General features: G+C 44.0%; 14 protein-coding genes. 7 read left to right on the forward strand and 7 right to left on the reverse strand.

Annotated features, from left to right (window positions below):
• Positions 1-22 precede the first annotated feature (22 nt).
• Both QE357_RS12100 and QE357_RS12105 read right to left on the reverse strand, forming a co-directional pair.
• Entirely contained in the window at positions 23-724 is a 702-nt protein-coding gene (locus QE357_RS12100) for a LytTR family DNA-binding domain-containing protein (protein ID WP_309707708.1), read from the reverse strand.
• Entirely contained in the window at positions 721-3,063 is a 2,343-nt protein-coding gene (locus QE357_RS12105; protein ID WP_309707710.1) for a response regulator, read from the reverse strand. The genes QE357_RS12100 and QE357_RS12105 overlap by 4 nt, the downstream gene beginning before the upstream one ends.
• A 734-nt stretch (positions 3,064-3,797) precedes the next feature.
• On the opposite strand from QE357_RS12105, the gene QE357_RS12110 reads away from it, so the two are divergent.
• Entirely contained in the window at positions 3,798-4,679 is an 882-nt protein-coding gene (locus QE357_RS12110; protein ID WP_307143245.1) for a tyrosine-type recombinase/integrase, read from the forward strand.
• Here the strand turns inward: QE357_RS12110 and QE357_RS12115 are convergent, their stop codons facing one another.
• Positions 4,680-5,249: an AAA family ATPase gene (locus QE357_RS12115; RefSeq protein ID WP_309707713.1), complete on the reverse strand. Its 570-nt coding sequence runs from the start codon at positions 5,247-5,249 to the stop codon at positions 4,680-4,682.
• Between the two features lie 91 nt (positions 5,250-5,340).
• On the opposite strand from QE357_RS12115, the gene QE357_RS12120 reads away from it, so the two are divergent.
• The gene (locus QE357_RS12120; RefSeq protein WP_309707714.1) at positions 5,341-6,453 is read left to right on the forward strand and encodes a glycoside hydrolase family 88 protein; all 1,113 of its coding nucleotides are present in this window, start codon (positions 5,341-5,343) and stop codon (positions 6,451-6,453) included.
• 49 nt (positions 6,454-6,502) lie between these two features.
• On the opposite strand, the gene QE357_RS12125 is transcribed toward QE357_RS12120, so the two are convergent.
• Entirely contained in the window at positions 6,503-7,039 is a 537-nt protein-coding gene (locus tag QE357_RS12125) for a DUF4136 domain-containing protein (protein ID WP_309707716.1), read from the reverse strand.
• 260 nt (positions 7,040-7,299) lie between these two features.
• Between QE357_RS12125 and QE357_RS12130 the strand changes: the two genes are divergently transcribed.
• The 5 genes from QE357_RS12130 to QE357_RS12150 all read left to right on the forward strand — a co-directional run bounded on the left by QE357_RS12130 (position 7,300) and on the right by QE357_RS12150 (position 14,389).
• Positions 7,300-8,217: an SDR family oxidoreductase gene (locus QE357_RS12130; RefSeq protein ID WP_106638268.1), complete on the forward strand. Its 918-nt coding sequence runs from the start codon at positions 7,300-7,302 to the stop codon at positions 8,215-8,217.
• 260 nt (positions 8,218-8,477) lie between these two features.
• Positions 8,478-11,090, forward strand: a complete 2,613-nt coding sequence (gene clpB / locus QE357_RS12135) for an ATP-dependent chaperone ClpB (RefSeq protein ID WP_309707719.1) — start codon at positions 8,478-8,480, stop codon at positions 11,088-11,090.
• Positions 11,091-11,398: 308 nt separating this feature from the next.
• Positions 11,399-11,533 (forward strand): hypothetical protein, encoded by a 135-nt coding sequence (locus QE357_RS12140; protein ID WP_309707721.1) that lies wholly within the window; start codon positions 11,399-11,401, stop codon positions 11,531-11,533.
• A gap of 321 nt (positions 11,534-11,854) precedes the next feature.
• Entirely contained in the window at positions 11,855-13,126 is a 1,272-nt protein-coding gene (locus QE357_RS12145) for a DEAD/DEAH box helicase (RefSeq protein ID WP_232793825.1), read from the forward strand.
• Positions 13,127-13,303: 177 nt separating this feature from the next.
• A complete protein-coding gene (locus QE357_RS12150; protein ID WP_309707723.1) occupies positions 13,304-14,389 on the forward strand; it encodes a hypothetical protein in 1,086 nt (361 codons plus the stop codon).
• A 67-nt stretch (positions 14,390-14,456) separates the two neighbouring features.
• Here the strand turns inward: QE357_RS12150 and QE357_RS12155 are convergent, their stop codons facing one another.
• From QE357_RS12155 to QE357_RS12165, 3 genes are all read right to left on the reverse strand, one after another.
• Positions 14,457-15,290, reverse strand: a complete 834-nt coding sequence (locus tag QE357_RS12155; RefSeq protein WP_309704883.1) for an IS3 family transposase — start codon at positions 15,288-15,290, stop codon at positions 14,457-14,459.
• 2 nt (positions 15,291-15,292) lie between these two features.
• Complete coding sequence (locus QE357_RS12160) at positions 15,293-15,799, reverse strand: transposase (protein ID WP_309704884.1); 507 nt, start codon at positions 15,797-15,799, stop codon at positions 15,293-15,295.
• A gap of 167 nt (positions 15,800-15,966) precedes the next feature.
• A complete protein-coding gene (locus tag QE357_RS12165; RefSeq protein WP_309707725.1) occupies positions 15,967-16,995 on the reverse strand; it encodes a glycoside hydrolase family 43 protein in 1,029 nt (342 codons plus the stop codon).
• Positions 16,996-17,373 lie beyond the last annotated feature (378 nt).

Consider the following 17,373-nt stretch of genomic DNA (forward strand, 5'->3'; position numbering starts at 1 on the left):
TTTACTGCTCCATATTCTTCTATTAAAGAATATTTAATTTCTCTAATAACTCTGGCTTATTCGCTCGACTAATAGGAATAACTTTGTCGGCAATAACCAGATTACTTTCTTCAATATCTACAATTTTAGAAAGGTTAATAATAAAGCTTCGGTGCACCCGGAAAAAGTATTTAGGATTCAATTTTTCTTCCAGGTTTTTCATCGTGGCATACACAATATGCGAGCCATTAATGGTCCGAATCTTTACATAATCCCCTACATTTTCGATATATAAAATATTGTCATAAACAATCCGTATGTATCGTCCTTCTGTTTTGACATAAATTTCATTGACATCCGTTTCTTTTACAGCAGCAACTTTAACAGAAACTTTTTTCTCAATAGCTTTATCGACAGCCTGCATAAAGCGAGGCAGTGAAATAGGTTTTTTAAGATAATCCGTTACCTGGTATTGAAAAGCATCGAACGCATACTCTGTTTTAGAAGTAGTCAGAATAACTGATGGCATATACGAAAGCTGGTCCAGCAATTCTAATCCATTCAAACCCGGCATTTCAACATCTAAAAAAAGCAAATCAATGACTTGTTGTCTTAAAAAACTCAGGCACTCCGTAGGCTGATCAAATATTCCTAAGATTTCTAACTCTTCTCGCTTTTCACATAAGCGTTCAAGGGAGAGCCGAGCCATCAATTCGTCATCTACAATAACGCATTTTAATTTCATGGAGCAGCAGTTTTATGGGCAAGTCTGTCAACTTCTTGGGCTAAGATAACAGTCATGCGGGTTAGTTCTTTCTCGAAATAGGATATTTTTTCCCAAATATCATCTACCTTACCGTCCTGAGTAAGTTGAATCTCAATGTTTTTGAGGTATTTCTGTAAATCTGTTAATCCTACCATGGCCAGTGGAGGGTTCAATTTATGAGCTTCTCTGGCTAAACCTTTCCAGTCTTCCTGTTCAAGCAAGGGGCGAAGTTTACTATACTCGGGTAATACATCCTGCATGAATGTCTGAAACATTTCATACGCATAAGACCATTCTTCTCCGTACAACTCGTGCAGGTAATTTTGGTTTAATTCTGAATGGTAATTCCATTGACTTTCTGACATCTGGCTAATAGAATCTGAAGAAACATAGTAGGCTATTTTCTCCATGAATTGTTTTGGAGTAAAGGGTTTAGTTAAGAAATCATTCATCCCGACTTCGAGCGAATGATCGGTTTGTTCTTTCATGGCCGACGCTGTCAGGGCAATGATCGGGACATCTTTATTGACGTTGTCTGTCGACCTAATGATGATCGTAGCTTCATAGCCGTCCAGAAATGGCATCTGTATGTCCATCAAAACCAGATCATACTTTTGTTGATACAACATTTGTACCGCCATCTGGCCATCAATAGCAATTTCGTAGGTATAGCCCTGCTTATCCAGCAGGCCACAAACGTATTTGCGGTTCATGAGGTTGTCATCAACAACCAAAATCTTACGCTCTGAAGGGCTGGTTCCCAGACTCACTTCAGGGCCCGTAGGCTGGCCTTTTCTAAAGGGTATCTGTAACACAAAATGCGTTCCTGTTCCTTTGGCCGTTGATACAGAAATCGTTCCACCAGCCATATCTACCAGTTGCTTTACCAGAGCCAGGCCTAGTCCTACCCCTTGAAATTTGTAACCTGTATCGTCAGGCAATTGCTTGAATTTATCAAAAATCAGCTCCAGTTTATCTTCCTCAATACCAAAACCAGTATCCTTAATTTCAAACTGAATTACTTCTATATCGCCTTCCTGTTTCCATTTTTTTACTATAATTTCAATAGATCCTTTTTCAGTAAACTTATAGGCATTATTAATTATTTTAGCCAATATTTGATACACAGCCCTTTCATTACCTTCTACCATTGAATCGATCGTGTGATCGTAGTTTAAGGTAATAGTTAATTCTTTTTTTGTATTTCTAATTTCAAATATTTTAAATAATGAATAAACTAATCGATGTAAATCAAAATTGGTTATTGGAAATTCTAGTGTTCTATTTTCAATGGCAGAAATATCTAAAATATCCGTTAATATATTTTGTAAAACAGTAGATGAAGATTTTAAAATATCAATGTATTCTTTTTGCTCCTCTGTAATAGTCGTATCATACAGAAGATGAGTCATCCCAACAATTGCATTCAGCGGAGTTCTTATTTCATGACTCATATTAGCCAGAAATTGCTTCTCTGCATACTGAGCGTCCTCGGCAGATTTTTTAGCTTTCGCTAAATCCTCCATGAGAATTTTTCGTTCCGTATTGTCGTAATGAATCCCGATCGATCCTGATACTTTACCTTCTGAATTATATAAAGGAGCTCCATTGACAATCGCCCAAACCAACTGGCCATTCTTTTTTAGTAAAGGCAATTCATAGTTACCCGTTCTCCCTTCAATTCGATCCCTATTTTGTCCAGTAATAAACTCATGTAAATCCTCTGGAATCAAAATTTTAGATGCAATTTTTCCTAATAATTCATCCTGTGTATAACCTACCATCTCGCAAAATCGTGGATAAGCTCTAACGATTACGTCATTATTATCTACTTCCAAAACCCCTAAATCCATCTTATCTATGATTGCCCAATAGTTATTATTTTCCTCTTCAATTGCTCGGTGTAAAAGGCTACTATTACTTTTTTTTTGAAATTTCCAAATGTACCAACCTTTCTTATCTTCGTTTAATAATGGGATAAAGTCAATCACTAATATTAAATCTTCCTGCACCGGATAGATAAAATTTTCAACTATTTTTTTGTCTTCAACTATAGAAAGAAAAACCTTTCGTTCCTCTTCACTATAGGTGTAATTATATCGTAATTCCTCCACCAGTACTAAGGAAGATTGCCCAATTAATTCTTCCGGCTTTTTACTTATATTAAGTAAGTTGCAATAGCTCTCATTAACATAAGTAATAATCCTTTCTTCATTCTCAATCAGCAAAGCCATTGACCATTGCTCTACCATTTTCCATAGCTGCGGAGATAGTATAGTATCTTCAATCGATGCTAATGCGTTCGTAATCCTTTTCATATTTGGTGTCATCTGGCGGATACATGACTGATTATTAGAGGTTTCTGTGTGCTCACTTTCGCTTTCATGCGTCTTTTCAATCTATTCATTTTCTCTGTGGTGGAATTAGTAAAAAAAGCGTCTGATTACAAGGCGGCAAATAGTACTATTAACGACAAATATTGAACAATTCGTTTATATTTCCACTTGTTCGCACTAACAATATTTTTATTCATATTTAGTTTTATTTTTATAAGTATTAATACGCAAAAATATACATAGGTTATTGGTTAAAAATTCACAATAAACATCCTATTATCGTACATTATTAACCTTTTACAAACAATTGAAGTCACATAATTAATTTTTTTTAAAATAAAATTAATACTTAACTTTTACTTATCAAATAAGCATAAGTTAAAACGCTTTTCGTTTCCCAGAAAAAATCAATTACAAACCTTTTAACTGGTAAATTCTGCATTTTATCGAAACAGTTTAACATTCCATTCTTTAACGATTCATTTTTGTATCAGATATTACCCCAAAGCAGATCTATTAAAAAAGAGGATTAGAATTAACCCATACCTAAAATTCTAATCATATTATTTCCCCCAGATACGTAAGTGATTATACGTTTGAGAGATAACTCTTGATTCGGCATTCCATTACTTACCCTAAAAGGCAGCCTTCTGGTTGCTTTTTTGTTATCCCCTCATTTCTTTCCCTATATTGCGGTGCTTGTCAAACTGCACGCCATGATTACTTATTTTCTTCAGCACATCAAATATGAAAAGCGTCTGAGTGAACACACGCTTACGGCCTATCGCTCAGATCTAGAACAGTTCTCTTCTTATCTACTGGAGAGCTATGAACTGGATGCTCCCGAAAAAGCTGATTTCCAGATGATTCGCTCCTGGATAGCCAGCCTGGCTGAGAAAAAACTGGACAACCGCTCCATCAATCGTAAAATTGCTACGCTACGTGCTTTATATGGCTTTCTGTTACGGAAGCGGGTTATTTTAAACGACCCTACTTTATCAATTAAAGCCCTTAAAACGGATCGTACTTTACCCACTTTTGTTCGCGAACAGGAGATGACGACTTTGCTCGATGACATTACCTTCCCGGACGATTTTGGCGGTGTTCGTGACAAACTGGTCATGGAATTACTGTACGGTACAGGTATGCGTTTATCTGAACTGGTTGGATTGAAAGATGCCGATCTTGATGCCTACGAACGTACGCTAACTGTTCTGGGTAAACGTAATAAACATCGCATCATTCCGCTGTCTGCATCTTTATATAAATTAATTCGCCAATATCAGCAATTTAAAACGGACACCTTTCAGGGGGCCTGCGAAGATGTTCTTATCGTGTCAGACACCGGTAATAAAGCCTATTCGGTAATGATTCAGCGAATTGTGAAACGTTACCTCTCCATGGTTTCTTCGCTGGAAAAACGGAGTCCTCACGTACTAAGGCACAGTTTTGCCACTCATTTACTCAACCGTGGAGCCGACCTGAACGCCATTAAAGATCTACTAGGCCACAGTTCACTGGCTGCTACGCAGGTTTATACGCATAACTCCATCGAAAAACTTAAAGAAGCCTACGCCCAGGCTCATCCTAAGGCTTGATTAACTCATCCCGGAATGCGATCCATTCCGGGATAACTCCTCAATTTTCGCCAGACTTTGGGTCATGCGTTCTTCAATCGTGGTGTCCCCTTCAATTCGTAATACCGGACACGTTACCTCTGCCAGCCAACGTTCCTGCCCTATTTTACTTCTCCCACTGAAATTTTCCTGATCATAGCCAGCCGCCCATTCCATAAAATCCAGGTGCTGTTTATTTCTTTCGGGATTGGTGTATATGATTTCGCCATACCGCTCCAGTTCCCTTCTTCTTAATCGCTCCAATCGAATGGCAGGAGGAATGGTTAAGAAAATAATCAAGTCAAATTTTGATTTCATAGATTCCCCCCAACTCACTACCGAACCCGTCAGGATATAGCTCTTTAAGCCAGCCAAATCTCCATTCAGCATGGCCATTCGTTCATCAGGATTTCTTTTTTCCAGAAAAGGGGGCGTTGTGGGTAGCCAAAAATAATAATCAGAATCGAAATGTGGAATACCTGTTCTCTGATATAAATGCTGGCCCAGCGTAGTGGTTCCCGAGCCCGAGGCTCCTAAAATATGAATTCGCATACGAATGGATTGAATGTAGTAAGCAACCTTGCCATAGGGTTTAGTAGGCGAAGTAACGTCCTATTATTTGATATTCTTTACTACTAAATCTATGAAATTTTTATCCTTCACCGCGGGATTACTGGCAAGCTTTCTGCTTTCAAGCCCCAGTTTCGCCGAACAGAAACCTCCGAAAGATGATGTGTTTTCCAAAAACTACATCAAAGAGACCATGCTCAAAGTTACAGATTGGCAATTAAGCAATCCCAAACATAAGGCTACGGACTGGACCAACGGGGCGTTTTATGCGGGCGTGATGGCCGCCTACGAAACTACTAAATCGTCGCGAATTCTGGATTCACTGATGCTGATGGGTGAACGTAATAATTGGTTACCCGGTAATCGGTATGATCACGCTGATGATATTGCAATCTGCCAAACGTATATTGATTTGTACCGGATCAAAAAAGATCGCCGTATGATTCAGGCAACCATCGACACGGTGCAGAAGATACGTAAGGTACCCGGCGTTGAAGTGAAACGCCATGGCATTACCTGGTGGTGGTGTGATGCCTTGTTCATGGCTCCGCCAGTGTTAGCAAAACTGAGCAAAACCCTGAATGATCCTTCTTACTTAACTCAAAACGACACGCTTTTCAAGCAGACCTACGATCTGCTTTATAACACCGAAGAAGATTTATACGCTCGTGATGCTTCGTATCTGGTTAATGCCAGTGGCGAGGGAAAAAAGGAAGCGAATGGCAAAAAGATTTTCTGGTCACGAGGAAATGGCTGGGTAATGGGTGGTCTGGTGCGTGTGTTGCAGGAGTTACCTAAAAACCATCCGCAACGGGATTTTTATCTGACGCAGTTTAAAGAGATGAGTAACCGACTGGCGGCCTTGCAGCAGGCCGACGGGTTATGGCGTTCGAGTTTGCTCGACCCTGAATCCTTTCCCGGTGGTGAAGGCAGCGGTTCCGGCTTTAATTGCTACGCAATGGCCTGGGGTATTAATCAGGGAATTTTGGATAAAGCTAAATTTAAACCCGTCGTCCAGAAAGCCTGGACGGGCTTGAATAGCCTACTTACACCCGCTGGGAAAGTAGGCTGGGTCCAGCCGATCGGAGCCGATCCGCGTCGGAATTTTAACGCCGAAAGCTGGGAAGTTTACGGAGCCGGGGCGTATCTGTTAGCAGGCTCAGAAGTAATTAAAATGAAATGGTAAGCATAAAAAACCCCAGCCGCTCGGCTGGGGTTTTGCTTGTAGTGTTCGGTTACTTCGTTTGAGGAAATTTTTCAAATAACTTGGCAACGGCCCGGTCAATGTTCTCAGGCTGGCGACTTTGCTTATTCAACACCGTCGATCCGGTGGCCTGCCAGATGAGTTTATTCCCTTTTGCCTCTACCACGTCCACCGTTAGGGTTCCTTCTTTATAACGCCCGACTTCTACCGTTTCACTTTTCCAGGAATACCGACGCTGACCAATATAACGCGGAGCTTCACGAATATCCGTCTGGCGAGTCTGGGACTTCTCCTGCACCACTAATCCGATATTAATCTTCAGGTCAGGATTGCCGTAGAGCTTATATCCCCTATTATTCATTTCCTGAGCCACTGCTCTTTTAATTTCGGTCAGGGCCGTTGAATTGGACGAATCTGCCGGGGCTCCTTCCAGCTCGACATCCATAAAATTGTAGGTTTTATAAGATTGAAAATCAGCGTCTTCGTCCCTTTTGGTCTTGACATTATTATACGAAGAGCAAGCTCCCATCCACACGGAGGCTGCTAGCAAAAAAATGATTTGTTTCATAGCTATCTGTTGATCATATCTGAGAAGGTCACCAAAGAACATAAAAATCTAAGACCAGACTAGGTAGCCCATCTAACTAGCCAGAATTACAGTATCCACTCATTCCCTTCTGGTATACTCCACACTTGCTAAATGGAGCCACCGAGGCTGTTTTTACCCAAAATATCGACCCCTCACCACAGATAATCAGCACTTTGCCAAGAATACTTCCCTCTGGAATGGTTTCTTTCCCTTCCTAACATTCTGATAAACCAACGGATATGAAAACAACGCAACAAACTGCTCTCATCACCGGAGCTTCCAGTGGTATTGGCTACGAGCTCGCGAAAGTGTTCGCGAAAAATGGCTATAATCTGGTGCTGGTGGCCAGAAATACAGATCGACTTAACGAGATTGCCAGCGATCTCCGATCTCAGTTCAGCGTGGAAAACGTAGTGGTTATTGGCAAGGATTTATCCCAGCCCAATGCCCCGCAGGAAGTATACAGTGAGGTACAGGGATTCGGTATTGATGTCAATGTACTGGTGAATAACGCTGGTATGGGTGAATACGGAGCCTTTGCGACAGAAACCGATCTGGATCGGGAGCTTTCCATTATCCAACTCAACGTGGTATCGCTCGTACATCTGACGAAATTGTTCCTGAATGATATGGTACAGGCCAATGAAGGAAAAATTCTGAACCTGGCTTCCATCGTTTCTGTCATTCCCAATCCTTTTATGGCCGTATACGGAGCTACAAAAGCCTTTGTCCTTTCCTTCACTGAAGCTCTACGGAACGAATGCAAGGAAACCAATATAACCGTTACCGCCCTTCTGCCTGGTGCAACGAATACAGACTTTTTCCATAAGGCGGGGGCTGAAGGTACCCGTGCTCATAAACAGGCTCAGTCGGCAGATCCCGCGAAAGTGGCTCAGGATGGTTTTGACGCCTTGATGGCCGGAAAAGACAAAGTAGTGTCCGGGCTGATGAATAAATCGCAGGCCGCTGCCTCAAATTTATTACCAGATACGTTTTTATCTCAACTGATGCGAAAACTGATGGAACGTCCTTCGGAAGAAGAAAATACTGAAAGTAAAGTTCCCTCTACGGCCTCAACGCTGGTTTCTCTGGCGGTAATTGCAGGAGCTTTATTTTGGGGCTATAAAAAATACGCCCGCAAAAGCTTACCAATTTGAATATAACCCTGCATCTAGTAAAGGCAGCCTTCACAAGAGGCTGTCTTTTTTTCTGGTTTTTAGGTCATAATGGCATCATTTTTACATACTTATTAGTAACCTTAAGCCAAAAAGGCACGCAGGGAGCTTTGGTAAAGAGTTTTGATTCCAAAGGGTAGCGTTCAGCGTTTTGAATTAGTTTAACGCTCTGGTTGACTTATCCGTCGGACCACTCTCTAATTCAAAACGCACCAACTCTAAACTCAAAACATCCTTTTGCCATGAATTTCAACCAATATACCGTTAAAGCCCAGGAGGTTATTCAACAGGCTGTCCAGATTGCTCAGGGCAATCAGCAGCAGGCCGTTGAGTCGGGGCACGTTCTTAAAGCATTACTCGAAGAAGACCCGAACACGATGGGTTTTCTGATTAAAAAATTATCAGTTAATACGACTCTTATGATGAGTCGGCTAGAAAATATTGTAAGCAGTTATCCGGTTGTTTCCGGAGGTCAGGCCTATATTGGGAACGACCTGCAAGCTGCCCTGACGAAGTCCCAATCTTACCTGAAAGAATTTGACGATGAATTTGTCAGTGTTGAGCTGATCCTGCTGGGATTGGCCAGCGGCAAAGATGCCGTTGGTACGATGCTGAAGGAAGTGGGTTTCAGGGAAAAAGAGTTGATCACTGCTATTAAAGAACTAAGAGGAAAAGGTAATTCCGTGAAAGATCAGAATGCTGAAGCCAAGTATCGTTCCCTCGAACGTTACTCCAAAAACCTGAATGAACTGGCCCGCCAGGGTAAAATCGACCCTGTGATTGGCCGGGACGAAGAAATTCGCCGGGTACTACAAATCCTTTCCCGTCGTACGAAAAACAATCCCATTCTTTTAGGAGAACCAGGGGTTGGTAAAACGGCGATTGTGGAAGGCCTGGCTCAACGAATTGTGCAGGGCGATGTTCCTGAAAACCTGAAAGATAAAATCATCGTTTCGCTCGACATGGGTCTGCTCATTGCCGGAGCGAAGTATAAAGGTGAATTCGAAGAGCGTCTGAAATCCGTTATTAAAGAAGTTACTGATTCAGATGGCGAGCTTATTCTCTTCATCGATGAGATTCACACGTTGATTGGTGCAGGGGCCGGTGGCGAAGGAGCCATGGATGCGGCTAACTTGCTGAAACCCGCTCTGGCTCGTGGAGAGTTACACGCCATTGGTGCCACCACGCTGAAAGAATACCAGAAATACATTGAGAAAGATAAAGCTCTGGAGCGTCGTTTTCAGTCCGTTATTGTTGATGAACCTACCGAGTCAGACGCCATTTCGATTCTCCGTGGGATTAAAGATAAATACGAATTACACCACGGAGTTCGCATTCAGGATGATGCCGTTATTGCCGCAGTAGAGTTATCAAGCCGCTACATTACGGATCGTTTCTTACCCGATAAAGCCATTGACTTAATGGATGAAGCGGCAGCGAAACTACGGCTGGAAATGGATTCGGTTCCTGAAGAACTGGATGAATTGAACCGCCGGGTAATGCAGCTCGAAATTGAGCGGGAAGCCATTCGTCGGGAAAATAATAAGGATAAAGAAACTTCATTAAGTAAGGAAATTGCCGATTTAAGTGAAGCCCGGAATGAGTTAAAGGCTCGCTGGGAGTCTGAAAAAGAAGCCGTTAATGAAGTTCGGACGCTGAACGAAGAACTTGACCAACTGAAGCTGGAAGCCGAAAAAGCCGAACGCAGCGGCGATTATGGCAAGGTTGCGGAAATTCGTTACGGAAAAATTCCCGAAGCTCAGAAACGCCTCGACGAACTGCAACAGCAGGAAAATTCCAGTGAAGGCACGATGATGAAGGAAGAAGTATCCGCCGAAGACATCGCCGAGGTAGTAGCGAAATGGACGGGAATTCCCCTGTCCAAAATGCTTCAGTCGGAACGCGAGAAATTGTTGGGCCTTGAAAAAGAGTTGCACAAACGCGTAGCCGGACAGGAAGAGGCCATTGAGGCCGTAGCGGATGCCGTTCGCCGGAGTCGGGCGGGCATGCAGGACCCGAAACGTCCGATTGGTAGTTTCCTGTTCCTCGGTCCTACCGGTGTGGGTAAAACGGAGTTAGCGAAAACGCTGGCCGATTACCTCTTTAACGACGAAAATGCTCTCGTACGGATTGATATGAGTGAATACCAGGAACGCCATACGGTAAGCCGTCTGGTGGGAGCTCCTCCAGGATACGTAGGTTACGACGAAGGCGGTCAGTTAACCGAAGCCGTTCGTCGGAAACCTTACTCAGTGGTGTTACTCGACGAGATCGAAAAAGCTCACCCGGATGTCTGGAATATTATGCTTCAGGTGCTGGATGATGGTCGATTAACCGATAATAAAGGCCGGATTGCCAACTTCAAGAATACCATCATCATCATGACTTCTAACATTGGTAGTCAGATTATTATGGATAAATTCAATGAAGATGAAGGCTGGAATCACTCGCTGGTAGTAGAAGAAGCGAAGAGTTCGGTGATGGAGTTACTCAAAGCCAGCGTTCGCCCTGAGTTCCTGAATCGTATTGATGAAATCGTGCTGTTTGAGCCTCTGAATGCCAAGAATATTCGCAAGATCGTGGCCATTCAGTTCCGCCAGATTCAGCGACGGTTACTCGAACAAGGCATTACCCTGGAAGCAACGGATGAAGCCCTGGAGAAAATTGCCGAGGAAGGTTACGAACCCAACTTCGGAGCTCGTCCGCTCAAGCGGGTTCTTCAGAAACGTATTCTCAACGCCCTATCGAAGGATATTCTCGGAGGAAGGGTTGGTAAAGACTCCGTAATTCTGATGAATCTCGACGACGCAGGTGAAATCAGTTTTGAAAACGTAGACGGTACGCTGGAGGTATAAGCCAAGTACCCGTTTCTTAGAAATACAAAACCGGCAGATTATGCTCTGCCGGTTTTTGTTTATTCTTAAGAGGCTGTTTAAGGTTATAATCTCGGCTTCTACGAATAACTTCCTTCATCCTGTATAACAGAGCGATCATCCTTAAACATTAATGTTCGGTCAGCGTTTACAACGCGAACGAACGGAGCTTGGCTCCAGGTGGTAAGTTTATGCAAGGCAGTTGGGAACCCGCCGCTGCCAGCTTTTTCGCTGGCAGCCCTGTAGTGAAATGGAAAGTTTAACGCTCACTCCGCTAGAGTCGAGCGACTGTGGACGTGATTAAAGCTACTACAGGGCCCATACATTCGCAAACCTATGCTAAGGTCCTTCGCTTCGCTCTGGATGACCGGCTGGAAGGAGCTCGGGGAATAAACGTGAATGTAACCGTCAACGGTCCTCCCTAACGAAAAGAGCATAACCTACGATCTCCCGATTCATCATAAAATGTCATTTTTATACAGGCCCAAAAATCTGCTTTATAATCAACACTGTCTATTCTTGACCGTTCGCGTACATTCTATGTTAATATCCAGTGAATTCTTGCCCTCTCAGGCTTACTTCTGCTGATTAAACTATGAAAAGCGAATATTTCTTTTATTTTTGTAACAACTGAATGAGATTTTCACTTTATTCTTACAGCTAGAGGTAGTATCCGATCTGGTATCTTGTTTTTATATGAGTTAATTGTTGAAACCTCAATCTGTTAACTATTAACACCTTATACTTTGCATTTCTACGAATTTAACCTCCATGACGACACCCTTGACGCCGTGGATTCCATGAATTTTTCGCAGGCCACTCCTATTCAGGAAATGGCTATTCCTAAAATACTCTCCGGTTCTGATCTTTTAGCCTGTGCTCAGACGGGTACGGGAAAGACAGCCGCTTACCTCATTCCCGTCATTGATCGTGTTCCTGGTTATCCGAAAGGTCAAACTAGTACCCTTATTCTAGTGCCTACCCGCGAACTGGCTCAGCAGATTGATGAGCAGGTTCAGGGTTTGGGTTATTACGTGGATGCCACTAGTATTGCCATTTATGGAGGCAACAAAGGCCCCGAATGGGAACAACAGAAGAAAGCATTAACGCAGGGTGCCGATATCATCATTGCGACGCCGGGCCGATTAATCGCTCACCTGCAACTAGGCTACGTTAAGTTCGACCAGTTGAAAACGTTGATTCTCGACGAAGCCGACCGAATGCTGGATATGGGTTTTATCGGGGATATTATGAACATTCTGAAGTACATTCCCAGCGAACGGCAAACGCTTCTGTTTTCGGCTACTATGCCAGCCAAGATTCGGGAGTTGTCTAAGCGTATTTTGAATAAGCCTGATGAAATCAATCTGGCCGTTTCGAAACCCGCTGAAGGGATTGACCAACAGTTTTACCTTTCTTCTGACGAGCAAAAAGTTCCTTTGCTGATTCACCTGATGAAGTCAATGGAATCGCCGAGCATGGTGCTGTTTACTTCCCGCAAATCGGAAGTTAATACCATTGTCCGGGCTTTGAAAAAGATGAAATGGGACGCTCGCGGCATTTCTTCAGACTCCGAACAAAATGATCGGGAAACCATGCTTCGGGATTTTAAAAACCGGCAGTTTCCTATCCTGGTAGCAACGGACGTTCTGTCTCGGGGTATTGACATTGACAACCTGAGCCACGTCGTTAACTTCGACGTCCCCCGCGATCCCGAAGATTACGTGCACCGAATTGGTCGCACCGCCCGTGCCGCTAACAAAGGAACAGCCATCACATTCATTAACAAGCAGGATCAGCCCCGCGTGTTACGGATTGAAAAGCTGCTGGAAAAAAAGCTGGAAAAAAGAGCCATTACGGAAGAAATTGGCCTGGGCCCTGCCCCTGAATTTCAGTCCAAACCTGAACGTAATTTCAAGGGTCAGCCTGCTAAATCTTCCAACGGCAAATCCAAGAAGCCTTTTCATAAAAAGAAGGATCCCCTGACCTCAAAGCCGAATCCCAATCAGGCTTCCTAAGCAGAAGAGAGAGCCGTACGTGAGCCTGGAATCTATTTTTTAGTAAAAAACAATTCATACTCATGCACGGTTCTGATATTCATGCACTTCATTCAACGTTTGGGCAACGTTTTTAAGGCCACTTTCTATTTTTCTAACTTTTTTGTGCTTTTCGTTTGCGGATGGCTGTCCGCTCCTATGGCACTCGCTCAGGAGCACCCTTCCTGGGTTCGGCGGACGATCAACCGCATGATCACCGACAGTACGGCTCCTGGAAAGCCGAGTTTCCGGGTTTATCCCACCATGGGTTACTCGCCTGAAACCAGTGTTGAACTTGGGCTGTCGTCCATGTTGTTATTTCAGGCAAAAAACGATACGCTGAACCGACTGAGTGAAGTAACTGCCTTTACCTTTTTTACCCTGGAATCGCAGTATGGTATCTGGTTCGATAACTTCATTTATGGAGATAAGGATAAATGGGCTTTACTAGGCCGAACGCGTTTTCAACGTTTTCCCCTGCTCTATTATGGCTCAGGACCTGCCACCAGCGGTGATAACCCCGCCGTTGTTGATGCCATGTATATTCAGGCCCGGCAGCGATTACTACGCAAACTGGTAAAGAACTTCTTCGTTGGTCCGCAGGTTGATTTTCAGAATTTATACAATACCCGCTTTAAACAACCCACGGAGGGACAACCTTTTGAGTTACCACTCGGTCACGAAGGCTCTACCAGCTTAGGTCTGGGCGTTAGTGTAGTTTATGATAATCGGCATAATGTGCTGAATGTCAGAAAAGGTCTTTTCAGCGAACTTTCGTTCTTATCCTACCGGAAAAGCTGGGCGAGTCGTTATAACTTCGATGGGATTACGTTTGACAACCGCGTTTTTCGCCCCATCAACCGCCGGGATGTATTAGCCTGGCAGGTCTACGGAAGCTTCATGTGGGGAAATGTACCCTTCAATATGAAATCATTGCTAGGAGGCGACATGATTATGCGGGGCTTTTATCAGGGTCGCTACCGGGACAATAACCTGGTCTCCACCCAGCTTGAATACCGGATGTTACCCTTCGGATTCAGTAAGCGGATTGGCGGAACCGTTTTTGCCGCGGCGGGAGCCGTGGCTCCCAAGTTAGGTCAACTGAATGTGCGTCAGTTTGTCTATGCCGCCGGGGTTGGACTTCGTTACCTGATGTTTCCTAAAAAGGACATTTTCCTACGGGCCGACATGGGATTAACCTCCGAAGGACCAGGATTTTACATCATCACCGGTGAAGCATTTTAGCAAAATCTTCTTTCTAAAAACCTAGAGACGCGACTTTGGACTAGCCCCAAGAAGTTGGACGGTTGTTTTAAAAGCCAGCGTTGATGCGGAAGTCTACGGGACTCATACCCTGTAGGTTCAAACGGATTCGCTGGTGATTGTAATAGTGAATGTACTGCCTGATGTCTTTTTCTAAAGCCTGGATACATTCATAACTGTTAAGGTAAAATAACTCACTTTTAAGCGTACCAAAAAAATTTTCCATCACCGCATTATCCAGACAATTCCCCTTTCTGGACATACTTTGGATCAGACCCTGCTTTTTCAGTCTTCTCTGATAGGGTTTCATCTGATATTGCCAGCCCTGGTCCGAGTGTAACAAGAGCCTCGTAGGAGCAGGCAATTTAGCTAAGGCCTCTTCCAGCATCCGACTTACCTGTTTAAAATTGGCTCGCTCCGAGAGATCATAACTGACAATCTCACCATTGTAAAGATCTAGTATGGGGGATAAATACAGTTTTTGAGCACCCACTTTGAACTCGGTGACATCGGTCACCCACTTGGCAAAAGGCTTTTCTGCTGTAAACTCCCGATTCAGTAGGTTGGGAGTGGTGGGAGCCTTTTCTCCCCGATAGGACCGGTATTTTTTGAGGCGAATCCGGCTTCTGAGCTGCAACTCTCCCAAGAGTTTGAACACCGTTTTATGATTGAGCGTATAGCCTTCTGCCCGTAGAACAGAGGTCAGGCGTCGGTAGCCATAGCGTCCCTGATGTTGCTGATAAAGCTGGCTCAGCCGCTGTTTATGGGGAGCATACTTGCCTAACCTATCCCTGCTTTTGAGTTGATAGTAGTACGTACTGCGGGCGAGCTGAGCGGCCCTTAGTAGCAGCGATAGATCATAATCAGGCCTTAATTCATGCACAATCAGGGCTTTTTGCCTTTTTTCTGGGCCTGAATCAAGGCTCGTAACTTTTTTAGGTAAGCCACCTCCGCCTGCAGTCGTTTATTCTCCTCAACGACTCGCTCGTATTCACTGGCGGGCACTCGACTCGATTGGGATGAAGCCATAGGGGGGAAATCGTTAAGCTCATCGCTCTGCTGGGGGTAATTTGCCAGGGCCCTGTTAATCCAACCCCGAAGCACACTAGTCGAGCGAAGAGAAAAAGTCAAACAAACTTCCCGCAAAGATAAGTCTTGAGTCAGAAAAGCGGCAACGGCGGCAGTTTTGATCGATTCGGAATAGCGATGTTGATGCGAAACGCATGCCAGAGCCGATGGCCCAAAGGCTTCATACCCATCGATCCATCGTCGTAGCATGGACTCGTGAATACCGTAAGCTCGGGCTAGGGCGTGAATCGATGCTTTACTCGACTTGGCCGCTTCCACCGCTGCTTTCTTAAAGGCATAACTATACTTCTTTTTCTTTTGCATTGCTCCTTTCAGTTAATGTCTAACTTTTCGGGGGCAATCCACTTTATCGCGTCTGGGTAAGAGGCGGTTTTTTACCTTTACGCCGTGGTTGGTGTCTCATCAACCACGGCAAAGGGAAGCCTGACGCAATAAAGTCGCGTCCCTACAAAGGAAAACGCAGGTATTACTTATTTAGATGGTTCTTTAATTGCTACGCCATCGGGCAGAGGTTTGCCAAAATCAGGCGTTCCATCAGCTTTCCATTTGATCTTCTGAGCCCTGGGGGCCCGTTTCCCTCCGCACCCTTCATCGGGACCGGAATTAGCGTGGTATAACAACCAATCTTCTTTCCCATTTGGCGACTTGAAGAAAGAGTTATGGCCCGTTCCATACACCTTATTTGATTGAGATTGTTCGAAAACGGGCTTATCATTCTTCTTCCAGCTTTTAGGGTCCAATAGGTTTGCTCCATTTTTCGCGGTTAACAAACCCAAAGCATAGGTATTCGTCCAGCAGCCACTGGCCGAGTAAACAATAAATACCTTATTCCCATGCTTCAGAAACTGCGGTCCTTCGTTGACATACACGGGCCGACCGGGCTTGCCCGCCGTGGTATTATCCCAATAACGTTCCCAGGGTAGCTCAGGCGTAGAAATCAATACCCGTTTGCTTTCCACCGTCCAGGGATTTTTGAGAGCAGCGATGTAAATATTTTGCGTCTCATCGGTTTTACTCGCATGATCCCAGCCCGACCAGATCATGTATAATTTCCCCTGATACTCAAATACGGACCCATCAATGGCCCATTGGTCGCTTTCATCACTCATCTTACCTTTCATGGTCCACTCCCCTTCCATGGGGTTAGGTGAGCTGTTTTCCAGTACATAAATGCGGCGGTTATCGCCACTTTTTCCATCATTACCCGTGAAATAGACATACCATTTGCCCTCCAAAAAATGAATCTCCGGTGCCCAGATATCTTTAGAATAAGGGCCGGAAACAGGGGGCTTCCAAATGGTCTTCGGAGCGGCTGATTTCAGGTCAGTGATGGATTTAGTAGTGCGTAACTGTAAGGAATTTCCGGTGGTGTGCATGTAGTAATAATTGCCTTCATGGTACACACTCCAGGGATCAGCTCCCGAAGGTAATAGCGGGTTGGTGAACGTCTGAGCCTGAGTTCCCAAAGCCATCAGACATAGCAATACTAGTTTTTTCATAGGTTTTAGAGAGTGTTTGAAAATAAGATTTAAATAAAAGTAACAAAGCCTTTCTCCACTTCGGGGGACTATTCAAGAAAGAGTTTATGGTGTAATCTGTGGTTGAGAGTGAAAGGGAGCCTTATGAATGTTGCATCCCCGGATTTCATCCGAGTCCATCCAGACCGGGGCTATCTGTGTTTAACTCCTTTGGATTTATTTATCGTAATTTTATTGTAACAACAACCCCAGCGGGGTTTAATATGAGTAGCCCCGGATGAAATCCGGGGACTCCTTAATCCTCAGCATCTGTCATTCTGAGCGAAGCGAAGAATCTTATAACCTTTATCAAGCTTGTTGGGCCATTCGGTAACTTAACTAAGCCCGTCTCATTTCTAT

It is taken from the genome of Siphonobacter sp. SORGH_AS_0500 (assembly GCF_031453245.1).
Classification (GTDB): domain Bacteria; phylum Bacteroidota; class Bacteroidia; order Cytophagales; family Spirosomataceae; genus Siphonobacter.

What these genes read in the sequence shown, in the direction of transcription:
- QE357_RS12130 (WP_106638268.1), top strand. Translation starts at nt 7,300, where the DNA reads ATGAAAACAACGCAACAAACTGCTCTCATCACCGGAGCTTCCAGTGGT.
- QE357_RS12125 (WP_309707716.1), bottom strand. Translation starts at nt 7,039, where the DNA reads ATGAAACAAATCATTTTTTTGCTAGCAGCCTCCGTGTGGATGGGAGCT.
- QE357_RS12165 (WP_309707725.1), bottom strand. Translation starts at nt 16,995, where the DNA reads ATGAAAAAACTAGTATTGCTATGTCTGATGGCTTTGGGAACTCAGGCT.
- QE357_RS12100 (WP_309707708.1), bottom strand. Translation starts at nt 724, where the DNA reads ATGAAATTAAAATGCGTTATTGTAGATGACGAATTGATGGCTCGGCTC.
- QE357_RS12120 (WP_309707714.1), top strand. Translation starts at nt 5,341, where the DNA reads ATGAAATTTTTATCCTTCACCGCGGGATTACTGGCAAGCTTTCTGCTT.
- QE357_RS12105 (WP_309707710.1), bottom strand. Translation starts at nt 3,063, where the DNA reads ATGAAAAGGATTACGAACGCATTAGCATCGATTGAAGATACTATACTA.
- QE357_RS12160 (WP_309704884.1), bottom strand. Translation starts at nt 15,799, where the DNA reads ATGCAAAAGAAAAAGAAGTATAGTTATGCCTTTAAGAAAGCAGCGGTG.
- QE357_RS12110 (WP_307143245.1), top strand. Translation starts at nt 3,798, where the DNA reads ATGATTACTTATTTTCTTCAGCACATCAAATATGAAAAGCGTCTGAGT.
- clpB (WP_309707719.1), top strand. Translation starts at nt 8,478, where the DNA reads ATGAATTTCAACCAATATACCGTTAAAGCCCAGGAGGTTATTCAACAG.
- QE357_RS12115 (WP_309707713.1), bottom strand. Translation starts at nt 5,249, where the DNA reads ATGCGAATTCATATTTTAGGAGCCTCGGGCTCGGGAACCACTACGCTG.
- QE357_RS12150 (WP_309707723.1), top strand. Translation starts at nt 13,304, where the DNA reads ATGGCACTCGCTCAGGAGCACCCTTCCTGGGTTCGGCGGACGATCAAC.